Here is a 25,575-nt window from a genome sequence, read left to right on the forward strand (position 1 = left end):
CCCATGAAGATCGCATCGCTGAAGACGTACGTGGTTGCCGTTCCGCCGCCGCATGTCGGCGGCATGTACTGGATTTTCGTCCAGCTCGAGACGGCCTGCGGCATTTCGGGCGTCGGCGAAATCTATGCGACCTCGTTTCATCCCTCTGCCATGGTTCCACTGATCGACGATGTTTTTCAGCGCTATCTGCTCGATCACGATCCCCACCAGATCGAGCGTTTCTGGCGTGCGGCCTATTCGAGCGGCTTCACGCAGCGGCCGGACACAACCATGATGGGTATCGTCTCGGGTTTGGAAATCGCCTGCTGGGACATCATCGGCAAGGCGGCCGGCCGGCCTGTCTCCGATCTGCTCGGTGGCACGGTCAACGAAAAGCTGCGCGCCTACACCTATCTCTATCCGAAGAATGCGGCCGGCGACTACGATTACAACGACCCTGATCTCGCCGCAGAAGAAGCCATCCGCATGGTCGAGATGGGCTTTACCGCCGTCAAGTTCGACCCCGCCGGCCCCTATACCAACTATTCCGGCCACCAGCTTTCGATGGGTGTTCTCGACCGCTGCGAACTGTTCTGCGCCAAGATCCGCGAAGCGATCGGCAGCCGCGCCGATATCCTCTTCGGGACGCATGGGCAAATGGTGCCGTCCTCGGCGATCCGGCTGGCGAAGCGGCTGGAGAAATACGATCCGCTGTGGTTCGAGGAACCGGTGCCGCCCGGACAGGAAGCGGCCATGGCCGAAGTGGCGCGCGCCACATCCATCCCGATCTCGACCGGCGAGCGGCTGACGACGAAATACGAATTCCAGCGCGTGCTGCAGCTGGGTGCTGCCGCAATCCTGCAGATGAATGTCGCCCGCGTCGGCGGCCTGTTGGAGGCCAAGAAGATCGCCGGCATGGCCGAGGCCTTCTATGCCCAGATCGCACCGCATCTTTACAACGGTCCGGTGGGCGCCGCCGCCAGCATCCAGCTTTCGGCCGCCACCCCGAATTTCCTGATCCACGAGGCGATCATGGATTTTGGAGGTTTCCACGGCGAGGTGCTGAAAACCAAGCTGCAGTTCGACGATGGTTATCTCATTCCGTCGCGCGAACCGGGCCTCGGCATCGAGCTCAATCTCGATGTCGTTGAGAAGCATTCCCCCTATACCGGCGACCGCCTGCATCTGCAGATGGCTGCCGAGCCTGCCGACGTCAAGGAATTCGTGCCCGCCAAGGGCTGAGCCCGAACAGAGACCTTCCATGATCTACGACTTCGTCATTATCGGCGCAGGGTCGGCTGGCTGCATCCTTGCAAGCCGCCTGAGCGAGAGCGGCCGCTACAGCGTTCTCCTCGTCGAGGCGGGGGACAAGGATTCATCCTTGTGGTTCAAGATTCCGATCGGCTACGCCAAGAGCTACTATAATCCCAAGGTCAACTGGATGTATTCGACCGAGCCGGAAACCGCGCTCGACGGACGGCGGATCTATGTGCCGCGCGGCAAGGTCCAGGGCGGCTCCGGCTCGATCAACGCCATGGTTTTCGTGCGGGGTGCGGCCGATGACTTCGACGACTGGAAAGCGGCCGGGAACTCAGGCTGGGGCGCTGCCGATGTCCTGCCCTTTTTCAAGAAGCTCGAGACCCATGAAAGAGGCGCCTCTCACTGGCACGGCGACAAAGGCCCGATCCATGTGACGCCGATGCGCGGCATGACCCATCCGGTCACCGACGCTTATTTGAAGGGCTGCGAAGAGCTGCAGCTGCCATCGACAACAGACTTCAACGGCGCTTCGATCGAGGGTGCTGGAGTCTACGACATTAACACTCGCAAAGGTCAGCGTTCGCACTCCAGCGCCGAGTACCTTCGTCCGGCCCTAAAGCGGGCCAATCTGTCGATCGAGCGCCGTGCCTTCGCACAACGGTTGGTCTTTGCGCCGGACGGGCGCGCGACCGGTGTCGAGGTTTTGCAGGATGGTGTCCGGCGGACATTTTCGGCGCGGCGCGAGGTCATCGTCTCGGCCGGTGCGGTCGATACGCCGAAACTGCTGCAGCTTTCGGGCATTGGCAATGGCGAAACACTTGGCGAAAAGGGGATTGAGATCCGCCGTCATCTGCCCGCTGTCGGCGAAAACCTGCAGGACCATCTGGCTGCAAGCTTCTACTACCGTGCCAACCGGCCGACGTTGAATGGCGTGTTCGGCAGCCTGTTCGGACAGGCGCGACTGGGGCTGCAATATCTGCTGACCCGCAAGGGGCCTTTCGCCATGAGCGTCAATCAGGCAGGTGGTTTCTTTCGCGGTACTCCGGCGCATGCGCGACCGAACATCCAGCTCTATTTCAATCCCCTCTCCTACCGCATTCCCGTCGACGCCAGCGCCTCGATGGTGCCGGAGCCTTATGCGGGTTTCCTCATCGCCTTTAATTCCTGCCGTCCCACCAGCCGAGGCCGTGTAACCATTGCCTCCACCGATCCGTTGGCTGCGGCGCTGATCCAGCCAAACTACCTTTCGACCGACCGCGATATTACCGATGTCATCGAGGGCAGCCGACTGGTGCGCCGGATCGCGTCGGCGCCGTCGCTCGCAGCCATCATCGACGCAGAGGTTTCCCCGTCACCGGCGGCTGAAAGCGACGAAAGCCTGCTCGACTATTTCCGCGCCAATGCCAGTTCGATCTACCATCTCTGTGGCAGCTGCATGATGGGACCGGATGCAAAGACATCCGTCGTGGATGCCCGGCTTCGGGTGCATGGGGTCGAAGGCCTGCGTATCGTCGATGCCTCGGTCTTTCCCAATGTCACGGCCGGCAACATCAATGCACCGACGATGATGGTCGCGGAAAAGGGTGCTGCGATGATCCTTGAGGACGCGGCTTGAGAACCAAGGCCGGATACGATGGATGGAAATCGGTTTCCGCCTGCGTTCCGGAGCCAACCTGAAACGGAGGACGGATATGCGTTACGGCTTCATTGGACTTGGGCATCTCGGCCAGCACCTGGCCGGCAGTCTCGTGCGCGAGGGTTTTACGGTCACGGTTCACGACCGGGATCGCAGCCGGGCGGAGCCGTTGCTGGAGCGTGGCGCGCTGTGGGCGGACAGTCCGCAGGCGCTGGCGATAGAAGTTGATGCCGTCATCACCTGCCTGCCCTCGCCGGCGATCTCTGAGGCCGTGCTGACCGGTCCGGACGGCATCCTGTCGGGCTTGAAAGTCGGCGGGACGTGGATCGAGATGAGCACGCTCGACCAGAACGATATCGAGCGTCTTTCTGCCATCGCCGCCGCCCACGGCATTCGGATGCTGGAAGCACCGGTGACGGGCGGTGTTCACCGCGCCGCCGCTGGCGACATCACCGTCATCGCCGGTGGTGACCGCGACCTGTTTGAAATGCATCTGCCAGCGCTGAGCGCCATGGGAGGCGAGATCTTTCATGCCGGGCCGCTTGGCAAGGCCGCCGTGATCAAGGTCATCACCAATATGCTGGCCTTCATCCACCTTCTGGCGACCGGCGAGGCGCTGATGCTGGCGAAGAAGGGCGGCATCGACCTGACCGATGCCTTCAACATCATCAAGGCAAGTTCGGGCAACAGTTTCGTGCACGAGACAGAAGGCCAGGTGATCCTGAACGGCAGCTACAATATCAACTTCACCATGGACCTCGCCTGCAAGGATCTGGGCTTTGCGCTCGGCTTCGGCAAACAATTCGGCGTGCCACTCGATCTGGCATCGCAGACGCTGCAAACTTTCATCCGCGCCCGCTCGACCTATGGCGGCGACGCGTGGTCGTCGCAGGTGGTGAAGCTGCTGGAGGACGCGGTGGGCACAGATCTGCGCGCGCCGGGGTTTCCCGCTGAATTGTAATGTCGGCTCGCTGGCGACAAAACAGCGGCTATGCAGCGTTCATTCGGAATGGACCGGACCATAACTTGCGACAATGTTCGATACCGGGCGGCCACCGGCCGAGTAATGCAGCTGTCGCATCGGAATACCGTAGAGTTCCGAAAGGTGCTCTTCGGTACAGACGGTCTCGATACTGCCCTCGTGACAGCGGCCCGCACCATGCAAAAGGATGGCGCGGTCGGCGATCTCCAGCGCATGGGTGGGTTCGTGTGTTGTCATCACGATCGTCAAGCCGTTATCTTTCGACAGTTTTTTCAGCATCGCGAGCATCAGGGCCTGGTTGCGAAAATCGAGTGCCGAGGCAGGCTCGTCAAGCAGCAGAATTTCGGCCTCGGAAGCGAGTGCGCGGGCGATCAGTGCAAGCTGGCGTTCACCGCCCGACAATGTGCCGATGGCCCTGTCGGCAAAGGCGCTCAGGCCGACGAGATCGATGGCATCCGCTGCGAGCGTGCGATCGCGGGAGGTGGGGTTGGAAAACAGGCCGACATGGCGGGCACGGCCCATCAGCACGACATCGCGAACGGAATAGCTGAACGGGGTGGCAAATTGCTGCGGCACATAGCCGACCGCACCGAAACAGCAGATTGTTCCCACCGTTGGCGTCGCAAGACCGGCCAGGCACTTGAGCAGCGTTGTTTTTCCCCGGCCGTTGCGGCCGAGCAAGACAACGGTCTGCCCCCTGTCGAGCGTGAAGGACAGGTCCTCGAACAGGAACGGTGCATCGGCAACATAACGGAAGCCGACCGCGTGCCCTTCGATCATTCCTACCATCCCTCGCCCCGCGTCCTGTGCAGGAGCAGCATGAAGACAGGAGCGCCGACGATCGCCGTCAGGACGCCGAGCGGAATCTCGGCCGCGACAAGCGATCGTGCCATCGTATCGACCGCCAGCATGAAACTTGCCCCAAGAAGTGCGGCCGCCGGAAGAAGCCGGTTGTGGTCCGGGCCGACCAGAACGCGGGCGAAATGCGGAACCACGAGCCCGACCCAGCCGATGATGCCAGAATTGGCGACACTCGCCGCCGTAATGCCCGTCACGCAGCATAAAATGAACCATCGGCTCGGTTCGACCCTGAGACCCAGCGCCCTCGCCTCCTCGTCGCCAAGCGACAGGATATTGATCCGGAACCGCATCATCAGCAGCGGAATGGCAAACAGCGCCACGATCGGCACCATGTAGAGGGCGCGCTCGGGGGTGGCGCTGGCAAACGATCCCATCAGCCAGAAGACGATGGCCGGTAGCGTGTCGTTGGGATCGGCGAGATAGGTTGCGAGCGACACAAGCGCTGAAAACAGGGCCGAGACGACAATGCCGGACAAGACTAGCATCAGGATCGAGGAACGTCCGGCTTTCCGGCTGGCCAGCACCACGAGCACAAGTGCTCCGAAACCAAAGGCGAATGCCATCGACCAGAGAGCCACGGCCCCAAGCCCAAGGAGAATTGCCAGCACGCCGCCAAAGGCAGCACCGGAGGAGACGCCGATGACATGCGGATCGACCAGCGGATTGCGGAACACGCCCTGGAGGACCGCACCCGAAAGCGCCAGCCCGGCGCCGACAAAGGCGCCGATCAACATGCGCGGCACCCGGACGAGCTCGACGACGCGCCAAACCGGCTCCGTCACCGCTGCGCGGCCCTCACCAAGGCCAAACCAGCCGCCGACAAGCGTCATCAGGTCGGACAAGCCCACAGAGTAGCGGCCGATGCTGAGGGCGGCGATGATTGCCACGAACAGCAGCGCAACCAGCGCCAGCATCACAAGCCTCTGGGTTCCGGCAGTCCGGTCAGACGTATGGAGCGAGGCGTTTTCCTTCACCAGCGACGACATCAGCCGGCAATGCCCGGTGCGGTGTCTTTGTCGAGCGCTGAAGCCTCATCGGTGCCGATCAGCGCCTGCAGGATGTCCTGGAACAGATTGGGCTGATAGCGGGGATCGGAACAGAACTGTTCGATATGGTCGCCATTGTGCACGAAGACCTTGCCACCATCCGGCATCTGCCAGACCCAGTCGACCGGTCCCTCATGGATGGAGCCATCGGCGGTTGGGCCACCGATCAGACACAATGTCTGGCCGCCTTCCGCGACATCCGTATAACCGCGGGCATATTGGCCGAGAATACCTTCGTGGCGATGGAAATTCTCGAAATCCATGCGTCCGAAATAGGCGCCCGGTTCGGCGGGGCGGATCATCCAGTTGGTGAAGGGTCGCGGGCTGACCGTCTTGAACGGCGAAAGACAGGGCAGCCAGGGCAGGATGATGTGGCCGTTGATCAGGAAATGGCCGCCCGCTGCCAGATAGGCAACCAGTTTCGGCTCGATCGATTTCATGAAGATCTGATCGTGCATGCCCGAAACGAACAGCACATCGACATCATCGAGCGTGATGTTTTCCAGATCGTAGATATCGAGCGCGCTGTAGCGCCAGTCCTGCGGAACGAGGCCGCCCATGCGGTCGATATTGTAGCTCCTGGTGGAGCGGACATAGAGCAGATGCGGCCGCTTGCCGCCACGAAACGCTGATCCCAGCTCAACCACGTCCCTGCACCTCCGCCTTGAGCCACGGATAGAAACCGTTGAGGAAGCGTGTCGTCGCCGGCATGAAGCGGCGGCCGTGATGGGTGTGCGGGTCGATCGTCGAGGCGATCAGCCGCCCGCCGCCCGCCACGGGCTGATCGTACATCAGACAGCCCTCGTCGTTGTCGAGGTTGAGGATCGGGGTTGCGCCTTCGGCAAAGCGGAATGCGCCGAAGAAATGCCAGCACATGTCGGCCAGCGGAATGGCCTTCGCCATCGAATGATCGGGGTTGGGCTGGTAGGCTTCCATGCGGCCTCCCGGCTTCATCCACCATTTCCAGTCCTCCGTCTCACGCGAGAACCACTGGACAGAGACGACGTCGAGCCATTCGTCCATGCGGTTGGGTTCGAACACGATCAGGAAGCCGCCATTGGCGAGGTAATCGTTCAGTTGGCGGGCGTGCTTTTGCAGCAGCGCCTGATTGGAAAAATCGGGGACGACGATCGCCTTGAAGCCGATGAGATCGACGCTTTCAAGCGTACGCAGATAGATCTCTTCGTCGAGATAGGCCTTGAAGTCCTGATAGCATTGCAGATGCGCGCCATCGCCGGACGTGATGAAACCGATATCTTTCACGTCGTCCCCTCTTCAGTTAGTTGGTCTTGCCGAATGCTTCGGTGTAACCGGCGCTCTTGCCGTTCCAGTCCAACTGCATGAGCTGATCGATCTGTTTGTCGGAGAGCTTTTTGCCATAGAGCAGCTGGAAGCCATCGGTGACGGCTGCGCGCATGTCTGTCTGGAACAGGTCAGGGTACCCGATCTCCGCAAACCACTGATAGGCGAGTTCGCCACCGGCCGCCGTTGCCGGATCGATGGCCGGGGTCTTGTAGACGCGGCCGTTCTTGACGGCATCAAGTGCGCCGAGAACCGGATGAGCAAGGATATCTGCCGGCTTGATCGCGTCATTGTAGTAATTGACGAAGATGATGTCCGGCTTCCATTCGAGCAGGGATTCCGCGCCGACCTTGACCGAGCCTTCGGTAAAGCCCGCTTCCGTTGCCGCATTCGCAAGGCCCGAGGCGGCGAAGTAAGCCTCTTCCCGGCCGAAGACGACGAATTCGTTGTCGTTCATGCTGTCGATGAAGGCGATGCGGGGTTTGGGCCGGCCGGCCTTCTCAAGAACGGCAGCGATATCGGCAACGGTCTTGTCCTCCCAGTCGAGGAATGCCTTGGCGCGGTCTTCCTTGCCGAGAATCTGGCCCAGCATGGCGACATAACCACGGCGCGTTTCGCGCGATTCCGTGCTGACGGTCGCGACCTTGATGCCCGCATTTTCCATCGGCGCAACACGTTCGTCGCCCTTGGCCTGCCATTGCACGACGACATCCGGCCCGGCCTTCAGAATTTCCTCGACATTCGGGATGAAGTTCGGGGCGACGAGATCGGTGCGAATATCGGCAATTTCGGGGAACAGCTGGCCGATCACGCCGCCCATCAGGGCGGCCTTGGCACGTGGATTGATCGCGGTCAGCCGCTGCGTGCCGCCATCCAGCGCGATCAGCGCTTCGGGAATGGGCAGCGGGAAAATCGCGACGCTATCGACGGGGCGCTGGATCGCAATGTCCTGCCCGCGCGAATCCTTGACCACGATGTCATCGGCACGAGCCGGTGAAAAGGTCAGCGCCGCCAGACTGGCGAGCAGCGGCAAGAGAGAGCGGGAATATGGCAGTGCGGTCATGAAGACACCCCTTCTGGCGAATATGCCATTCGCATAGTAATCATGACGATATTAGTCAAGTATTCGTTTGGTGGGAACCGAATACGAACGGGACGCTACCATCACGATTGCCGGCAACGCGGTGCCGAGGGCTGTGACGCACACACGGACTATCCCAAACGTTCAAGGATGGTGAAGAGCCGCTGAAGCCATTTTATGAAACTGTTAAAATCGAATATTTCCAATCGGATATGGCGTAATTATATGACTGTATAATTTGACTTGCAAGATGACTGAAGCCCGCTATCCTGCCTTTGGTGACTGTCCGGCAAACCGTGGCGGCAGCGACAACAGCAGAGTGGACGACGGCTAGACGATGACGAGAGATCCCCGCTACGACGTGCTTTTCGAACCTGTGAAAATAGGACCTCTGACGGCACGAAACCGTTTCTACCAGGTCCCCCACTGTTCCGGCATGGGCTATCGCTATCCCAATGCCGAGGCGCAGATGCGTGGGATCAAGGCGGAAGGCGGCTGGGCGGTGATCTCGACGCAGGAGGCGGAAATCCACCCGACATCCGACCTGACGCCGGCCAACGAAGCCCGGCTGTGGGATGACAGCGATATCGGCGCGCTTTCGCTGGTGGTCGACAAGATCCACGCGCATGGCAGTCTGGCGGCAATCCAGCTGGTTCACAACGGGCTGCACGTTGCCAATCGCTTCAGCCGGATGATCCCGCTTGCCCCGTCGCATGTCGTCGGCGACGGGCTGGATCCGGTTCAGGCACGGTCCATGGACAAGTCTGATATCGCCGATATGCGCCGCTGGTACCGCAACGCCGCCATCCGCGCCAAGCAGGCCGGCTTCGATATCATCTACATCTATTCCGGCCATGACATGAGTGTGATCCAACACTTCCTGTCGCGGCGGCACAACCATCGGACCGACGAATATGGCGGGTCCTTCGACAACCGGCTGCGGCTGTTCCGGGAGATTCTGGGCGATGCCCGGGACGTCGTCGGCGATACCTGCGCGCTTGCCGTCCGTTTGGCCGTTGATGAACTGCTTGGCCCCTCCGGCATTACCTGCGAGGGTGAAGGGCGCGACATCATCGAGGCGCTGGCCGAAGTGCCGGACCTCTGGGACGTCAACCTGTCGAACTGGTCGAACGACAGCCAGACGTCGCGGTTTTCAGAGGAAGGCTTTCAGGAGCCCTATATCCGCTTTGTCAAATCGGTGACCACCAAGCCCGTCGTCGGTGTTGGGCGCTACACCTCGCCAGACAGCATGGCGCGAGTGATCAAGCAGGGCATCATGGATTTCATCGGCGCGGCGCGGCCTTCGATCGCCGATCCGTTCCTGCCGGTGAAGATCGAGGAAGGCCGCATCGATGATATCCGCGAGTGTATCGGCTGCAACATTTGTACATCCGGCGACAACACCTCCGTTCCCATGCGTTGCACGCAAAATCCGACCGTGGGCGAGGAATGGCGCAAGGGTTGGCATCCGGAAAAGATCGCAGCGGCGGAAACTGCCGATGCCGTGCTGGTCATCGGCGGCGGACCGGCAGGGCTTGAAGCGGCGCGTGCGCTGGCGCAGCGCGGCCTCGACGTAACCTTGGCGGAAGCGGGCCGCGAATGGGGCGGCCGGGTCAGCGGGGAAAGCCGGCTGCCGGGGTTGGCCACATGGGCGCGCGTCCGGGACTGGCGGCTGGGGCAATTGAAGACCTACCAGAATGCACAGATGTACCTGCAAAGTCCGCTGAGCGCCGACGATATCTTGGCATACGGAATCCCCCATATTGCCATCGCCACAGGCGCGCATTGGCGCTCCGATGGCGTCGGGCGCACGCATTGCCTGCCGCTGGACTATTTGCAGGCGGGTGTCACCGTCTCTCCGGATGCCTTGTTGAGCGACGGTGCGAAGGCCGTCCCGGTCGATGGACCGGTGGTGATTTTTGATGATGACTGTTTCTACATGGGCAGCGTGCTGGCCGAATTGCTGGCAGCGTCGGGGCGGAAAGTCACCTTCGTGACGCCGGAGGCTCAGGTCTCTCCGTGGAGCAATCACACGTTGGAACAGGCCAGGGTCCAGCGGCGGCTGATCGATCTGGACGTGACGATCATCACCGCTCACTGTCTTTCCGGCCGTGCAGTCGAGAGCCTCGAACTGGCCTGCATCTACAGTGGAAAGACGGTGGTGATCGACTGCGCCGCGCTCGTGCCGGTGACAGCGCGCCTGCCCGATGAAAGCCTCTGGCTTGACTTGACCGCGCGCCGTGACGAATGGGCGGATGCGGGCATCCGGTCCGTGACCCGCATCGGCGACTGTCTGGCGCCCGGCCTGATTGCGGCGGCGAACTATTCGGGCCATCAATACGCGCGGGAGTTTGGAACGACGCCGTCGAGAGATGCAGTGCCGTTCCTGCGTGAGGACATTGCGATGATCCGGTCAACCGTTACGGCCGGTACGATATAGGCATGGCTTGTTTCCGGGCCGTCGCTGTACGGCCCGGAAAATGCCTGGACTAATGCGGCGGCTTACAGTGCTTTTTCAAGCTCCGGCAGGATTGTGAAGAGGTCACCGACGAGGCCGTAGTCGGCGACCTGGAAGATCGGGGCTTCCTCGTCCTTGTTGATGGCGACGATGACCTTCGAGTCCTTCATGCCGGCCAGATGCTGGATGGCACCGGAAATGCCGACGGCGATATAGAGCTGTGGTGCGACGACCTTGCCGGTCTGGCCGACCTGCCAGTCGTTCGGGGCATAACCCGCATCGACGGCAGCGCGCGATGCGCCGACGGCAGCACCGAGCTTGTCGGCCACCGGCAGGATGACTTCCTGGAACTTTTCTGCGGAACCGAGCGCGCGGCCGCCGGAAATGATGATCTTGGCCGAGGTCAGTTCCGGACGATCCGACGAGGACAGCGCGTCCTTGACGAAGGTCGAGAGGCCGGGATTGGCGGCAGCCGAAATGGTCTCGACCGGGGCCGAGCCGCCGTCTGCAGCCGAGGCGAAGGAGGCCGTGCGCACGGTGATGACCTTCTTGGCCTCGCCCGACTGCACCGTCTGGATGGCATTGCCGGCATAAATCGGCCGTTTGAACGTGTCTGATGAGACGACTTCGGTGATTTCCGAGATCTGGGCAATGTCCAAGAGCGCTGCCACGCGCGGCAGCACGTTCTTGCCGGTCGAGGTGGCCGCCGACAGGATGGTGTCGTAGGAACCGGCGAGCGATACGATCAGCGCTGCCAGGGGTTCTGCCAGATTGTTGGCGAGGTCGTCGCTTTCGGCAAGCAGCACCTTGGAAACACCGGAGAGTTTTGCAGCCGCATCGGCGGCAGCCTTGGCGCCCTTGCCAGCCACGAGAATGTGGACGTCGCCGCCAATTTTTGCCGCAGCCGTCAGCGCCTTGGCGGTCTGGTCGGACAGGGTTGCGTTGTCGTGGTCAGCCAGAAGAAGAATGGCCATAATGTTAGTCTCCTTATTCTGGAATTCTTAGAGGACGCCGGCTTCGTTTTTCAGCTTGTCGACCAGTTCAGCGACCGACTTGACCTTGATGCCGGCCTTGCGGCCACTTGGCTCCTCGGTCTTCAGAACTTTGAGGCGCGGCGTGGTATCGACGCCGAAATCGGCTGGCGTCTTCTTGTCGAGCGGCTTCTTCTTGGCCTTCATGATGTTCGGCAGCGAGGCATAACGCGGCTCGTTGAGGCGCAGGTCAGTGGTCACCACGGCCGGCAGCTTGATCTCGATGGTCTGCAACCCGCCATCGACTTCGCGGGTAACGGTAGCCTTGCCATCGCCAAGCTCGATCTTGGAGGCGAACGTCCCTTGCGCCCAGCCGAGCAGTGCCGAGAGCATCTGGCCGGTCTGGTTCGAATCATCATCGATCGCCTGCTTGCCGACGATGATCAGGCCAGGCTGCTCGGCTTCCGCGACACCCTTAATGATCTTGGCAACGGCCAGCGGCTCGACGGCATCGTCGGTCTCGACCAGGATCGCCCGGTCGGCACCCATGGCCAGCGCCGTGCGCAGGGTCTCTTCGGCCTTGGCCGGACCAACCGAAACGACGACCACTTCCTCGACCTTGCCTGCTTCCTTCAGCCGCAAAGCTTCCTCGACCGAAATCTCGTCGAACGGGTTCATCGACATCTTCACATTGGCAAGCTCGACACCCGATCCATCCGGCTTAACCCGGATCTTCACGTTGTAATCCACGACACGCTTGACGGTGACAAGTATTTTCATGGCATTCCCTTCATTGATTTCATTGCCAGACGCGCATCCGCACGCGCCTTCAAACCGCAGCCAAGCCTTCAGCCCCTTCACCGACGCGGCTGCGGACATAGTTGCGAATATCCAGGCTCCAATCCTCCATCGGTGCGTAATAGCCGAAATGATGGACCCGGTTGGACATGCCGCGCTGGACCCGTTCGCAGGCCGACCAGTCCTGCCGGTTGACCAGATCCCAGAAATCGACGGTATCGGACGGATCGAAATCCGGCTTTTCGACCTCCTGCTGCTCGAACAGGAAGAGACAGTCGATATCGGTCCGGTTCGGCCCTTTGGGGGTCAAGAGAAAACAGGCGGCGTGATCGCAGGCGAGGCTGACGAACAGGTTCGGGTAGACCAGTTCACCCTTGTGCCGCGTCAGTTCATGCTCGTCGAGACCCGGGAACGGGCGGCGGCTGGTCGTGCCGGATGTCGTGAACGTATAGGCCCCTTCCCGGTGCGGGACGCCGTTCTCCCAGTCCAGCATAGCGCCGCCGTTTTCACGGAATGCCGGCACGACGGCGCACAGCTCCGGATGCACGCCGGCGCAGTGGTAACATTCGTTGTAATTCTCGGCGATCACCTTCCAGTTCGCATCAACCTCATAATGAAGCACGGCGCCGACGCGCAGGTCGGCGAGTGGATAACGGGCGATGCGCCCGGGCATCGGTCCCAGCTGCTCAGCCAGGGACGGCGCGTCTGCGGGCGTCAGGTGCAGGAACAGAAATCCGCCCCAGCTATCGACCCCGACCGGATAGAGCGAGAAATCCTCCTTCTTGATCGCCACGCCTTCGGCCAGATGCGGGGCCGCCACCAGCGCACCGTCGAAATTATAGGCCCAGGAATGATAGGCGCAGCGGATCAGGTTTTTGCCGACCACGCCGCCCTTCAGCGGCGAGCGGCCGGGCCGCTCTTCCTTTTCCGCCGCGACGCAGAGTTCGGCGCCGCGATGGCGGCAGACATTGTAGAAGGCCTTGAGCGCGCCGTCGCGGTTGCGGACCACCAGCACGCTTTGTCCGAAGGTCTGGAAAACCTTGTGGCCACCGGCCTGGTCGATATCCTCGACACGGCCGACGCAGATCCACTCGTTGAGAAAAATCCGCTGCTTTTCAAGCTCGAAGATCCGGTCTTCGAGATACCACGACGATGGTAGGCTGGCTTGCAGGTCCGCAGGTGCAGCGGTCTGGGCAATATTCATGTCTGAACTCCCTCGATTGCATCGTGTGGCCGGATGACAGAGTGCCTTTGGCCAACATGGAAACCACGGCCCGCTAGGACGGGCAGTCGTTTTGCCTGCTAAATCGCGCCCTTGGCAAAGCGCGGAATATCGAGATAACCATCAGCTAGAATGCAGGGCTTCAGGCCGCCGCGCGTCACCGCTGCGAAGGTCTCGTGGGTGAGGAAGACGAAGCCGCCGGACTCTTCCATCAGGTCCTGCATCTTCTTGTAGATCGCTCCTCGCTTTTCCACGTCCGGTTCGTTGGTGCCCTGCTGGTACAGGGCCTCGAATTCCGGGCTGTCAAACTGCGACCAGTTGTAGATGCCGATCTGCGACGGCCGGAACCAGGTGAGGTTTTCCGACGGATCGACGCCACCGGCAAAGCCCATCAGGACGATATCGAACGTCTTCCAGGTCTCACCGTTCTTGTCGCCCAGCGTCCAGTAGACACCTTCATCGACGGACTTGATCTCGACCGTGACGCCGATTGCGCCGAGCAGCGCCTGGATAATCTGGCAGGTCAGCTGGCTGGTCTTGTCATTCATGGCGGTGAGTTCGATGGTCAGATCTGAAACACCCGCCTCCTCCAGCAGAGCCTGCGCCTTTTCCGCATCCGGGGCAAAGAGGATCGCATCGCGATGGCCGATCATGCCAGGCGGTACGACGCCGGTCGCCGGGGCTGCCAGCCCCGAATAGGAGCCGTCCATGATCTGGCTGACATCAAGCGCATACTGGATGGCGCGGCGGACCCGTTCATCCTTGAATTTCGGATTGACGAGGTTGATCGACAGCCAGAGAAAGCGGTTGCCGTTCATTTCGATCAGAGTCGTGTCGGCTGGAAGCGTGGTGCGATAGCTGGCCAGGGTGTTGAGGCTGATCTTGGTATAGGCAACCGCCTTGGATTCGTAGGCCAAGGCTGCGGCTTCATCGTCGGTGACGATCTCGAACTTGACCCTGGAGAAGGCTGGCACCGGACCTTTCCAGCCGGGATTGAGCGCAAGCTGAAGGTTCTGCTTCGGCACCCATTTTTCGATCACATACGGACCGGCGCTGGCGGGAACTTCTGTCGTAAACTTGCCGCCGGCTTTTTCCACGGCCTTGCGGCTGACAATATGGCCCATGTAGTAGGGCAGCGTCGTCACCCAGAACGGGATCGACGGGGCTTTCAAGTGGATGATGCCGGTGCGCTCGCCGGTGACCTCGACCTTGTCCATGGCCTCGAAGGCATAGGCCCAGGCGGATGTGTTGGCCGGGTCGGCGACGCGTTCAAAGGAAAACTTGACGTCATCGGCGGTAACCGGCCCGAAACCACCGGTCCATTCCAGCCAGTCGTGCAGTTCAAATGCGATCTCGGTCGGCGATTTCTGCGTCAGCGTCTTGGCGGCGTAAGGCTGCCAGCCGGGTGTCTCGCGCACATCGTTCAGCCGGTTGAGCGACAGGAACAGACAGCGGCCGATCTCTTCCTCAAGCAGGCCGTTCTGGAAAGCGGGGTCAAGGATCTCGATGTCTGAAGCGCCACGGATGACCAGCGTATCACCTTCGACGGCATAGCTGAGCCCCGGTCGAAGGGTGATAGCAGCAGCGGCAGCCGCGCTGGCGGTCAGGAATTGTCGTCTGTTCAGCGGCATGGTGGTCGGCATGATCTCTGTCCCCTTTTTTGACTTCTTTGATGCACGTCCTGTCTGGCGTCTTTATCCTGCGGCCATGGCGGCCACGGCTTTCGTCTCCTGAAGTGGAAAATGACACCGCACGCTGTGGCCATCGCCAAGCTGCGTGTCTTCCGGCGCCTCGGTGCGGCAGCGCTCGAGAACATGGCGGCAGCGCTGATGAAACTCGCAGCCTGCCGGACGCGCCATCAGAGACGGAACCTCGCCGATAACCGGTGGCTCGGCGCGGCGGTGTTTTGGGTCCGGGACGGGTTCGCTGTCGAGCAAAGCCTTGGTGTAGGGATGGCGCGGTGCGCGAAAAATCTCCGCTGTCGGGCCGCTTTCAACGACGCGGCCGAGATACATGATGACGATGCGATCCGACACATGCCGGGCGACGGCGAGATTGTGGGTGATCAAAAGGAAGGCCGTGTCGTGCCGGTCGCGAATGTCGAGAAACAGGTTGAGCACACCACCCTGCACCGAAACATCGAGACCTGCCGTCGGTTCGTCGGCGATGATCAGGCGGGGGATCACCGACAGTGCGCGGGCGACGGCTGCGCGGCGCGCCTGGCCGCCGGACAGGGCATGCGGAAAACGGGTGAGAAGGTCGGGTTGCAGACCGGCCTGCAGCGCCAGTGCCGCGATATCGGCCTGCCGGGTTGATCCGGCTCCGGCAATGTGGCGCGGCTCGGCGATCATTGTGCCGATGCGTTGGCGCGGATTGAAGGACGAGGCCGGGTCCTGGAACAGCAGGGCCGCCTGCTGGCGCACCTTGCGGAAACTCTTTCTGGAGAAATCCGCAAGTGCGGTCCCATCAAGGCGGATTTTGCCACCCGACGGCCGCATCAACCCGAGAAGTGCCCTGCCGAAGGTGGTCTTGCCCGAACCGCTCTCGCCAACGACACAGACGATTTCGCCGGGGGAAACGGCGATCGAGACATCGATCAGGATGTCCAGCTTGTAGGTCGGCTGGAAGAAATAATGCGGCCCTTCCGGAATGCTGACGGTCAAATTCGCCGCCTCGATCACGGGTGTTTTTGGCGTCATGACACATTCCTCTGGATCGGAGCGACATGGCGCAGGGCTTCGTGATCGATCACCGGCAGCCGCCTGATGCCGGTTTCGAGCAGCGACGGCTCGCACTCAAACAGCGCCTTGGTATAGGGATGACGCGGATCGGCGAAGATCGCCTCGACCGTTCCCTCCTCGACGATACGGCCGGCATACATCACCGCCACCCGGTCGCAGATTTCGGCGATAACGCCGAGATGATGGGAGATCATCAGGATGGCAACGCCGGATTCGGCCCGCAGTTCGCGCATCAAATGCAGGATCTGCGCCTCCATGGTGACATCAAGTGCCGTCGTCGGCTCGTCGGCGATCAGCAGCGACGGGCGCATCAACAGGGCCGCCGCGATCGCCACCCGCTGCAGCATGCCGCCGGACAGCTGGAACGGATAGGTTTCCAGGCGGGCGGCCGGGTCCGGCAAACCGACCTGGCGGAGGACGGCAAGAATACGCTGCCGCTTTTCCTCCTTCGTCGCCTTGCGGTCGCGCCAGAGCAGGTCGGTGAGCTGGCGGCCGAGCGTGTGCAGAGGGCTGAAGGTGGTCATCGGGTTCTGGAAGATCATGGCAGCGCCAGGGCCGCGCAGGGCGGCGAGTGTCCTGTCATTGGCCCCAAGAAGGTCCGTACCGCAGAGTGACAGGCGCTTGCCGGTCACCGTTGCCGACTGCGGCAGGAGCTTTAGGATCGCGTGGGCCAGTGAGGTCTTGCCGGAGCCGCTTTCGCCGATCACCCCGACGACTTCACCCGGCCGCACGGTGAGGTCGACGCCCCTGACCGCCGGCGCTCCGCCGTAGGTAATCGACAGGCCGGCGATATCGAGCACCGGTTCTGCCAGCGCTGTTCCTGTCATGTGCCGGACATCCAGTTCGAGGTTCATGCCCGGCTCTCCCGCGCAAGCTTTGGGTCGAGCGCATCGCGCAGCGCCTCGCCGAAGAAGGTGAAACCGATCGTTGCCAGGATCAGCGGCAGGCCGCCGGCGATCACCGGCAGCGGCGTTGTGCGAATGACCGAAAAGCCATCCGAGAGAATATTGCCCCAGCTGGGGATCTGCGGTTTGACCCCCAGCCCGAGGAAGGACAGACCTGCCTCCAGCGTGATGATGGTGGATAGATCAAGGCAGGCGAGGATCAGCAGCGGGCCAATGACATTGGGCAGAAGGTGGACGAACAGGATGCGGCCGAGACCGGCATTCATCGCCTGTTCCGCCTTGATGAAATCGCGCGCCTTGATGCTGAGCGTCTGCGTGCGGATCAGCCGGGCATAGCTTGGCACCGAATAGATGACGATGACGAAGATGACGGTGGAGACACCCGGGCCGAGCAGCACGACCATGGCAAGTCCGAACATGATCATCGGCAGCGAACTCAGACTATCGAAGACGAGGATCAGGCAGGCATCGAGCCAGCGCGGCCCGTAACCGGCAATCAGCCCCAGCGGCAAAGCCAAAGCGAGCGCCACCGAGAGGGATACCAGCGCCACGGTCATCGCCGTGCGGGTGCCAAGAATGACGCGGGAAAACAGGTCGCGGCCGAGCTGATCGGTGCCGAGCAAGTGGCTGAGCGACGGATCGGCAAGCCGCTCCTTGACGTTGATCGCGGTTGGTGAATAGGGGGCGATCCACGGAGCAAACAGGGCGGTGAGTACGATCAGCGCCACCAGCGCACAGCCGATGGCGCCCAGCGGTGTCGAGACCACCTGGCGCAGGGTGGCGGCAATGCGCGACAGCCGGCCGGGCTCTGGAACGGCAGCGCTGGAAAGGATGTCCGGTGCTGCGAGTGCCATGTTACAAAGCGCTCCTGACGCGCGGGTCAATAAAGGCCGTGACCACATCGGCGATAATCATGCAGGTGACATAGAGACCGGAGGTCATCAGCACCGTGCCCATGACCACCGGATAGTTGCGGGAGATCACCGCGTCGTAGGTCATCTTGCCAAGCCCGGGCCGGGAAAAGACGATTTCCGCGAAAACCGAGCCGGTGAGCAATCCGCCAAAGCCGATGGCGATGACCGACAGAACGGCGAGAAACGCTTGTTTCAGGGCGTAGCGATAGATGATGCGGCGTTCCGGAACACCGAAGGACCGGAGCGTGCGGACATAACCTTCGCCCATCGCCTCGATCATCGCCGCCCGCACAATGCGCGAGACATAACCGACCCAGCCGAGCCCGATGGCAAAGGACGGCAGGATCAGCGCTCTCGCCTGCCCCGTGATGTCGCCGGGTTCGCCGGCACCGATCGCAGGCAGCCAGTTGAGCGTGACGGCGAAGATCAGCAGCGAATACAGCGACACCACGAAGGACGGCACGGCCACCAGCCCGACCGAGAGGACACCGATCAGCCAGTCCGGCCAGCGGCCGTGATGCACGACGGCGGCGCAACCCAGCACGATGCCGAGCGCGACCGCCCAGATGAAACTGGCCACGGCCAAAGTGACGGTATAGGGGAGAACTTCGAGGATCATGGTGAGCACAGGCCGGCGGCTCCAGACATCTTCGCCGAGATTGCCCTGTGCCAAACGGGCGAGAAATGCGCCGAGCTGTTCAAGCAACGGTCTGTCGAGCCCCATCATCTGGCGGAAAGCCTCGCGCATTTCCGGCGTCGAGCGCGGTCCGAGCGCCACCACGGTTGGATCGCCGGGGATCATGTGCATCATGCCGAACAGCAAGAGAGCGACGATCAAGAGAATGACGAGGCCGAGGGCGATCCGGCGCAGGATGTAGAGTGTCATGGTCGCACACTCTGGGTCAGATATGATCGCGGTCGAAACACGTCGTGCCCTCCCTTTCGAAAACGAGAGTATCGCGCTCAAACGCCTCCAGGCGCCAAGTCAGATGGAACTGTTTGGCATCCGAGGTCAGCGTCACCTTCGAGCGGGTTGCGACATCGGCATCAGCGCTGACAAAGCTCAAATCCCAGCCAGTATCGAGATGCGCCGACAGCGGATCGCCCTCCACGATCGTCATGCGATCGATGACACGGGCGGCGGTAACGATGGCGCGGTCGGTCAGCTGCTGGCGGCCGAAATCGCTGATCAGTGTGGTTGCTTCCCGGCGCGTGCCAACATCCATTTCCACGGTGCGGCGATGCGTTTCGGGTGAAAGCTCGAGGGAGGCAACAGCTGGTGAGGAAACAGCCGGTTCGAAATGCGGGGCGATCGCGCCGGCGACTGGGGTGCGGACCGGTAGCGAGAGCCGGCATGTACCGGATGCGATGGTGATGGTGGGGATAACCGGCGATGGCCAGAGGATCGGCCAGAGCTGTGTCGTCAGCACCAGACGCAGCCTATGACCGGCGGGAATGCGGCGGCCGGTATGGTTGAGATCGAGGCGGGCATTGAACGTTTCGCCGGGAACCAGTTTGACCGGCGCGCCACTGCCGTTGCGGTGCGTCAGGTTGAGCGCACCCCATGTGACCAGCGTCGACGTTCCATTCGGGGCGACGTCGCAGATTTTTGCCACGATAAAGGCATCCGGCACATCACAGGCGGCCGTCAGTTCGACAACGGCCGCGCCGAGCATGTCGAAACCTTCGGCGAGTGGTTGCGTGTCGAAGCAGAGGCCAAGGCCGTCTTCCCGGCGCTGATCGAGCGCCATGTCCGGCACGGTTCCGCCATAGCCGCCGTAACGGCCAAAATCGCGCCCGGCGGTCACAGGCGATGACAGGATCATGGTTTGGCCCAGTTCTGCCGAAGGCGAGAGTGCGCCGTCATTCAGATGCAGGAGGTGTTGCGAAACATTCGGCGATGGCCAGGATGGTTCACCGACCCAGCGGCCGGGATGGTCAGTGTAAAACGGTGCCGGTGCATGCGGCTCGACGAGCCATGTGGTGTAGGCCGGCTCATCCATGATGCCGGTATCGATACCCTCCAGCCAATGCCGCCACCAGCGGATCGCCTCCTGCAGGTAGCCGATCGCAGGACCCGGATCGCCAAGGAAAGGATAGGCGTGGCTCCACGGACCGATCAGCCCCTTGCGTGGGCCGGAGAGCCCCTGCATCAACCGGGGCACGGCGTTGTAATAGGTATCGTCCCAGCCGCTGATGGCATAGACCGGGATGGTGATCTTCGAAAAATCTTCGCAAACAGAACCACGCTGCCAATAGGCGTCGCGGCGCTGGTGCTTCATCCAGGTCTCGGACCAGCAGGTGGTGGCCTCCAGCCTTTCCAGCCACATCGACCGCCAGCGGTCGCCGACGATCTGCGGATCCGGTGGCAGGGCTCCGAGGCCGAGAATGAAGGACGACCACATGGCGTCCTCGGTCAAAAGACAGCCGCCGTGATAATGCACGTCGTCGGCATAACGATCATCCGAGCAGCAAAGCGCGATCACGGCCTTCAGCGCCGGCGGCTGGCGGGCGGCGACCTGCAGCGCGTTGAACCCGCCCCAGGAAATGCCGGTCATGCCGACTGCGCCGGTCGACCAGGATTGTGCCGCAAGCCAGGCGATGATCTCCTCGGCGTCGTCAAATTCCTGCTCGGTATATTCGTCCGGAAGAATGCCTTCGCTGTCACCGGAGCCACGGATATCGACCCGGCAGCAGGCAAATCCATGGCCGGCGATATAGGGGTGCATCTTCAGATCGCGAAACACCGTGCCGTCGCGGCGGCGATAGGGAATGAGCTCGAGGATTGCCGGAACCGGTTGGGTCTCGGCGTCATCGGGAAGCCAGATCGTGGCGGCAAGCCGGGTGCCGTCCTTCATCGGAATGAAGACCGGATCGATGCACCGCACCGCGCGTGGGAACGTCTCGACGATGTCCGTCATGGTGTCCCCTCGCCTTTGCCATCACCATCCGTGGGATCATCCTTGCGTGGCAGCCATTCATAGACCGCTGGCGAGGTCTGGGGATAGGTGACGAAATCCTCGCGGTTGCCGACATCCGGCTGCTGCGTGCGCCGCCACAGGGCAAAGCCTGCAAAGGCTATGGAAAGGACGATGGCGTACCAGAAGAACGATGCCGCGCCGAAGTGCTGGACACCGGTCGCGGCAATTGCCGGTCCGATCATCCCGCCCAAAGCCCAGACGAGCAGAAGGTTGGAGGAGAGCGATACGAATTCCGATGATGTGGCCCGGTCATTGGCATGGGCGACGCCAAGCGGATAGAAGATTTCCGAAATGCCGCCAAACACCGAAAACAGGATCAGCAGCATCCAGAATGGCGTTGCGGCATCGACCAGCAGAAACAGCGTGCAGACGGCTGCGAGGACGACGGCGAGCCACACCATCATGCCGCGCCGGTCGAGGCGGTCGGATAGCGCACCCAGCGGAAATTGCAGGAACAGCGCGCCGAGAGACACAGCCGCCATCAGCACGACGATGCGGTCCTGGGCAAAGCCGAGCTCCAGCCCGTACAGCGAGCCGATGCTGGCAAAGGTCGAAGAAATCAGTCCGGTCATCAGGCAGGCGAGTGTGCCGAGCGGTGACGTCCTGAAGGCACGCAGGAAATGCACGCCGACCGGTGCGTGCAGCTGCGGCTCGCCGACCCAGATGGCCGTCACCGGAACAAGCGCCAGAGCATAGAAGGCGGCGGCAATCATCAACATGCCGCTTCCGGCCGGATCGATGTTGCGTGCGAGCAATTGCCCAAGACCATAAAAGAGGCCGAGGACCAGAACGTAGAGGGTGAGCGTGCGGCCCCGCCCCGCATTCGGGACCATCGCGTTCAGCCAGCTCTCAATGATCACCGACTGCCCCGCATTGACGAACCCCATCACCGCCATGATGACCATGAATACGGCGACGCCCGGCTCGACGCCGAGCGAGAGAAGCAGCGCGGCCGACAGGGCCGAAAACGCCGCGTAGGCCCGCACTTCACCGACAGAGCGAATAAGCCGGACCGACCCCATGCAGCCGAGCAGAAAGCCCGCTCCCTCAGCCATGACGACAAGCCCGACGATATTGGCACCATGGCCGCCAGCGACGATGCGCAATGGCAGCAGCGTATGAAACAGCCCAGAGCCTGCCGCGTGGAGCGCGCCACCGGCAAGCGGTGATGCGATCGACCATGGCGATAGGCTCTGGACCGCGTTCATCAGCCGCCCCCTATTCCGCTGCGACGCGCGGAGCGAAGTCCGGCACGGCGTCAACGAACGGCGTATCGCGGCGATAGGGTTTGTGCATATCGAGAGTGCCGAGTTCGCGGGCGAGCTTGTGGCCGCTGTGGACGGCATGGGTGATGGCGCCGGGCGCCAGAACATCGCCGATCCGCTCGACGCTGCGGATGCCGGCAGCTGTAAGGTCTCCGGAGCGGGCGAGCAGCGCCTCATGAAGCTCGTTGCGGGGGGTGCGCATGCCGACGATAAGAACCGAGCGGCAGCTAACGCGGGTCTGCTCGCCATTAAACAGATGCGTCAGGGTGGCGATTTCGCCGTCAAACGCAGTGACCATGTGCAACGTCGTCACCGGCACATTGCGCTTGGCAAGGGCCTTATGCACCAGCGGCAGCTCGTTGGTCATAATCGTCCAGGCCGAGGCTTGTCCGGCCGGGGTGACGTAGGAGACGTCGATACCCTGCGCGGCGAGATGTTCGGTTAGCACGCCGCCCATGTAGTAATTGTCGAAATCGAAGACGAGGACCGGCCCTTCCGGCAGTCGCCCCGCAGCGATGTCGTCGGGTGTGAAGACGTTGGCATGTTCCAGCGTTCCGACAGGGATTTCCAGTGTCGAATACAGCATGTTGGTCCAGCGGGCGCCGGTGGCGACCACGACGTGATCGGGGGCGAGATCGATGATCTCGTCGACGCCCAGTGTGCTTTCAAGATACATCGAGACATTGCTCATCTCGTTCAGGCGTCCGAGCCGGTATTCGGCGACACGGTTCCAGGCGGAGAGGCCCGGCAGTGTCTTTTCGAAGGTCAGGCGGCCGCCGAAGGAGCGCCCGGCATGCGCCAATGTCACCTCGTGTCCGGCCCGGCCAAGCGTCAGGGCGCATTCAAGGCCGGCAGGGCCTCCACCGACAATCAGCACGCGCTCTTTCTTGGCGGCCGGGACAACGCGCTCCGGATGCCAGCCGCGCCGCCATTCCTCGCCCGCCGTCGGGTTCTGGGTGCAGCGAACCGGAACGCCATCATGCCAGCTGGAAATGCAGATATTGCAGCCGATGCATTCGCGGATTTCCTCCATCCGCCCTTCCCTGATCTTGGCGGGAAGGAAGGGATCGGCGATCGACGGGCGGGCACCGCCGATGAAATCGAGCACGCCCCGGCGGATCTGCGACACCATCGTATCGGGCGAGGTGAAGCGACCGACGCCGACCACCGGCTTTTTCGTCAGTGATTTGACGAATTCGATCACCGGCTCATGGCTGCCCTCGCCGCTGAAGCGTGAGGCGGAACAGTCGGTGGGACTTGAATCCATCTTGACGTCGAACAAGTCCGGACAGTCGGCCAGAAGTTCGATCAGTTCATGGGCTTCGGACGGCTGGTTCTGGCCGGGCCGGCCACGGAGCTCTTCCAGGCTGACGCGCAGCGCGACGCCGCAATGTTCGCCGACCGCATCCTTGGTGACCTCGATCAATTCGCGCACAAAGCGCACCCGGTTGGCGATCGAGCCGCCATATTCGTCGGTCCGGTGATTGTATTGCGGCAACAGGAACTCGTAACCGAGATAACCCATGCCGGCATAGACGTAAACGATATCGAAGCCGGCGCTGCGGGCCTTTCGTGCTGCCTCTGCCTGCCATTTGAGCACGTCACGAATGTCGGATTTGTCCATGACCTTCGGCCGCAGATTGCCCATGAAGCCGATATGGGTTGCCATCCATGGAATACCCGACGGCGACAGCGGCGGCAGGCGGCTTGCCCGGTTCATGACGGCGGCACCGCCATGCCAGAGCTCGACACCGGCCAGCGATCCATGCTTGTGAACAGCGTCCGTCATCAGCGCGTGGGCGCGAATATCGTTGTCGTCCCACATCGTTGCCATCGGCAGCGGCGCATCGTCGGAGCTCGGATCGGTGGAACAGGCGCCGGTGCAGACCACGCCCCAGCCGCCTTCGGCCTTGGCCTCGCGGAAGGCAGCACGCACCCGTGGCAGGGCGTTGGTCATGCCGCTTGCATGCGGCACCTGATAGAAGCGATTGGGCGCCGTGACCGGGCCGATCCGCACAGGTTCAAACAGCACGTCGTAACGGGAATCCCGCATCATGACCTTACCTCGTTCCCCTCAGCCCGTTTCGGGCTGCCGCGCTTTGGCGGCTTTGTTGAGAAAAGGATAGGCAGGAAAAAATATTCACGCAAGGGAAATTATACGACCTTATAGTTTCTCTTTCAAGCTATTGTAATAACGATATTTTATGATACTAATTTCAACGTCTCCTCGGTAGGGAGAGCTATTGCGGCGCGGTTTTTGGGTAGACCAAAAGTCTTTGAAATCGGCGCGGTGGAAATGATAAGCCTTGTTTCGAACGAGACCTGTCCGACGTGATCAAGACCAAGCCCGCCAAGAAACTATCCACCCGCTTCCGGCGGGAAACGCCGGAGGACCGTCGTCGGCAACTGGGTGAGGCCGCGTTGCGTTGCATCGTCAAGCACGGCAATGCCGGCGTCTCCGTGCGCCAGATTTCCGCCGAGGCCGGAGTGACCCAGGGGCTCATCACCCATCATTTCGGCGAGATCAACGAACTGGTCGCCTATGCGTTCGACATCATGTCGGACGGCCTGCTGCAGGCGATTACTGCTGCTGTCGATGCCGCCCCGCCGTCGCCCCGCGAACGCCTTGATGCGTTTATCGAGGCATCGTTTTCGCCACTGCTGTTCGACCGCGACGTGCTCGGTGTCTGGGTGGTGTTCTGGGGGCTGATCCTGCATTCGCCGCGCATGAGCGCCTCTCAGCAGGGCGAATATTCGTCCTACGTCGTTACCGTCGAGGGATTGCTATCCGATCTCGCCGAAGCGGAAGGCTTTGCCATCGGTAACCTGCGGCTGACATCCATTGCCTTTACCGCGCTGCTTGACGGGCTCTGGCTTGCCTGGTGTTTGAACCCCGCCGCATTCCGGCCGGAGGATGGCGTTGCGCTCTGCCGCAACTGGATCGAAGGCCTGCGGCGCGGCGCTTATGCACAGTAGCTGATTGCGCACCAAGCTATTCACCTGCGCGCGACTGGCAGAGCCCGGCCACAGTCGTCGTGGGTTGCACCCAAATATAACTCTTCCTTGGACGGCTGGAATACAAGCCTGTCGAAATCGATAGAAGAGCCTCGAATTCTCTCCCTGTCGTGGAAAAGCTGCGGCTGAAGCCGTTGGTTTACCGTAAAGGCCGTGCC

The 25,575-nt window shown here is 61.8% G+C and carries 21 protein-coding genes; 5 read left to right on the forward strand and 16 right to left on the reverse strand.

What is annotated here, in order from left to right:
• Positions 1-3 precede the first annotated feature (3 nt).
• The 3 genes from ACQY8Q_RS02575 to ACQY8Q_RS02585 all read left to right on the forward strand — a co-directional run bounded on the left by ACQY8Q_RS02575 (position 4) and on the right by ACQY8Q_RS02585 (position 3,836).
• Positions 4-1,221, forward strand: coding sequence for a mandelate racemase/muconate lactonizing enzyme family protein (locus ACQY8Q_RS02575; RefSeq protein WP_428424351.1), 1,218 nt, complete (start codon positions 4-6; stop codon positions 1,219-1,221).
• Positions 1,222-1,240: 19 nt separating this feature from the next.
• Entirely contained in the window at positions 1,241-2,854 is a 1,614-nt protein-coding gene (locus tag ACQY8Q_RS02580; RefSeq protein WP_428424354.1) for a GMC family oxidoreductase, read from the forward strand.
• Between the two features lie 76 nt (positions 2,855-2,930).
• On the forward strand, positions 2,931-3,836 hold the full coding sequence (locus tag ACQY8Q_RS02585; RefSeq protein WP_428424356.1) for an NAD(P)-dependent oxidoreductase: 906 nt from the start codon (positions 2,931-2,933) through the stop codon (positions 3,834-3,836).
• A 39-nt stretch (positions 3,837-3,875) separates the two neighbouring features.
• Here the strand turns inward: ACQY8Q_RS02585 and ACQY8Q_RS02590 are convergent, their stop codons facing one another.
• Genes ACQY8Q_RS02590 through ACQY8Q_RS02610 form a run of 5 tightly spaced genes read right to left on the reverse strand, consistent with a single transcriptional unit; the run spans position 3,876 to position 8,129 of the window.
• Positions 3,876-4,637, reverse strand: coding sequence for an ABC transporter ATP-binding protein (locus tag ACQY8Q_RS02590; RefSeq protein ID WP_428424358.1), 762 nt, complete (start codon positions 4,635-4,637; stop codon positions 3,876-3,878).
• A gap of 2 nt (positions 4,638-4,639) precedes the next feature.
• Positions 4,640-5,704 carry a FecCD family ABC transporter permease gene (locus ACQY8Q_RS02595; RefSeq protein WP_428424360.1) on the reverse strand — a complete coding sequence of 355 codons (1,065 nt, stop codon included), beginning with the start codon at positions 5,702-5,704 and terminating at the stop codon, positions 4,640-4,642.
• On the reverse strand, positions 5,704-6,411 hold the full coding sequence (locus ACQY8Q_RS02600) for a hypothetical protein (RefSeq protein WP_428424362.1): 708 nt from the start codon (positions 6,409-6,411) through the stop codon (positions 5,704-5,706). The genes ACQY8Q_RS02595 and ACQY8Q_RS02600 overlap by 1 nt, the downstream gene beginning before the upstream one ends.
• Positions 6,404-7,027 carry a hypothetical protein gene (locus tag ACQY8Q_RS02605; protein ID WP_428424364.1) on the reverse strand — a complete coding sequence of 208 codons (624 nt, stop codon included), beginning with the start codon at positions 7,025-7,027 and terminating at the stop codon, positions 6,404-6,406. The genes ACQY8Q_RS02600 and ACQY8Q_RS02605 overlap by 8 nt, the downstream gene beginning before the upstream one ends.
• Before the next feature lie 16 nt (positions 7,028-7,043).
• A complete protein-coding gene (locus tag ACQY8Q_RS02610) occupies positions 7,044-8,129 on the reverse strand; it encodes an ABC transporter substrate-binding protein (protein WP_428424366.1) in 1,086 nt (361 codons plus the stop codon).
• 355 nt (positions 8,130-8,484) lie between these two features.
• Between ACQY8Q_RS02610 and ACQY8Q_RS02615 the strand changes: the two genes are divergently transcribed.
• Positions 8,485-10,587 (forward strand): FAD-dependent oxidoreductase, encoded by a 2,103-nt coding sequence (locus tag ACQY8Q_RS02615; protein WP_428424368.1) that lies wholly within the window; start codon positions 8,485-8,487, stop codon positions 10,585-10,587.
• Positions 10,588-10,649: 62 nt separating this feature from the next.
• Here ACQY8Q_RS02615 and ACQY8Q_RS02620 read toward each other — a convergent pair whose 3' ends face one another.
• The 11 genes from ACQY8Q_RS02620 to ACQY8Q_RS02670 form a co-directional block, all read right to left on the reverse strand.
• On the reverse strand, positions 10,650-11,579 hold the full coding sequence (locus tag ACQY8Q_RS02620; RefSeq protein ID WP_428424370.1) for an electron transfer flavoprotein subunit alpha/FixB family protein: 930 nt from the start codon (positions 11,577-11,579) through the stop codon (positions 10,650-10,652).
• 27 nt (positions 11,580-11,606) lie between these two features.
• Positions 11,607-12,356 (reverse strand): electron transfer flavoprotein subunit beta/FixA family protein, encoded by a 750-nt coding sequence (locus ACQY8Q_RS02625; protein ID WP_428424372.1) that lies wholly within the window; start codon positions 12,354-12,356, stop codon positions 11,607-11,609.
• A 49-nt stretch (positions 12,357-12,405) separates the two neighbouring features.
• Positions 12,406-13,578, reverse strand: a complete 1,173-nt coding sequence (locus ACQY8Q_RS02630) for an aromatic ring-hydroxylating oxygenase subunit alpha (RefSeq protein ID WP_428424374.1) — start codon at positions 13,576-13,578, stop codon at positions 12,406-12,408.
• Between the two features lie 98 nt (positions 13,579-13,676).
• Positions 13,677-15,239 (reverse strand): ABC transporter substrate-binding protein, encoded by a 1,563-nt coding sequence (locus ACQY8Q_RS02635; RefSeq protein WP_428424376.1) that lies wholly within the window; start codon positions 15,237-15,239, stop codon positions 13,677-13,679.
• 51 nt (positions 15,240-15,290) lie between these two features.
• Positions 15,291-16,295: an oligopeptide/dipeptide ABC transporter ATP-binding protein gene (locus tag ACQY8Q_RS02640; protein WP_428424378.1), complete on the reverse strand. Its 1,005-nt coding sequence runs from the start codon at positions 16,293-16,295 to the stop codon at positions 15,291-15,293.
• Positions 16,292-17,191, reverse strand: a complete 900-nt coding sequence (locus ACQY8Q_RS02645; protein WP_428424380.1) for an ABC transporter ATP-binding protein — start codon at positions 17,189-17,191, stop codon at positions 16,292-16,294. Before ACQY8Q_RS02645 ends, ACQY8Q_RS02640 begins: the two co-directional genes overlap by 4 nt.
• Complete coding sequence (locus ACQY8Q_RS02650; RefSeq protein WP_428424382.1) at positions 17,188-18,096, reverse strand: ABC transporter permease; 909 nt, start codon at positions 18,094-18,096, stop codon at positions 17,188-17,190. The genes ACQY8Q_RS02645 and ACQY8Q_RS02650 overlap by 4 nt, the downstream gene beginning before the upstream one ends.
• Before the next feature lies 1 nt (position 18,097).
• On the reverse strand, positions 18,098-19,042 hold the full coding sequence (locus ACQY8Q_RS02655; protein WP_428424384.1) for an ABC transporter permease: 945 nt from the start codon (positions 19,040-19,042) through the stop codon (positions 18,098-18,100).
• Positions 19,043-19,058: 16 nt separating this feature from the next.
• The gene (locus ACQY8Q_RS02660) at positions 19,059-21,077 is read right to left on the reverse strand and encodes a CocE/NonD family hydrolase (protein ID WP_428424386.1); all 2,019 of its coding nucleotides are present in this window, start codon (positions 21,075-21,077) and stop codon (positions 19,059-19,061) included.
• The gene (locus ACQY8Q_RS02665; RefSeq protein WP_428424388.1) at positions 21,074-22,345 is read right to left on the reverse strand and encodes an MFS transporter; all 1,272 of its coding nucleotides are present in this window, start codon (positions 22,343-22,345) and stop codon (positions 21,074-21,076) included. The genes ACQY8Q_RS02660 and ACQY8Q_RS02665 overlap by 4 nt, the downstream gene beginning before the upstream one ends.
• Positions 22,346-22,355: 10 nt before the next feature.
• Complete coding sequence (locus ACQY8Q_RS02670; protein WP_428424390.1) at positions 22,356-24,458, reverse strand: FAD-dependent oxidoreductase; 2,103 nt, start codon at positions 24,456-24,458, stop codon at positions 22,356-22,358.
• 275 nt (positions 24,459-24,733) lie between these two features.
• On the opposite strand from ACQY8Q_RS02670, the gene ACQY8Q_RS02675 reads away from it, so the two are divergent.
• Positions 24,734-25,378 carry a TetR family transcriptional regulator C-terminal domain-containing protein gene (locus tag ACQY8Q_RS02675; RefSeq protein ID WP_428424392.1) on the forward strand — a complete coding sequence of 215 codons (645 nt, stop codon included), beginning with the start codon at positions 24,734-24,736 and terminating at the stop codon, positions 25,376-25,378.
• Positions 25,379-25,575: the final 197 nt, after the last annotated feature.

Origin of the sequence: Pararhizobium sp. (assembly GCF_965279435.1) — a bacterium.
Lineage (GTDB): Bacteria > Pseudomonadota > Alphaproteobacteria > Rhizobiales > Rhizobiaceae > Pararhizobium.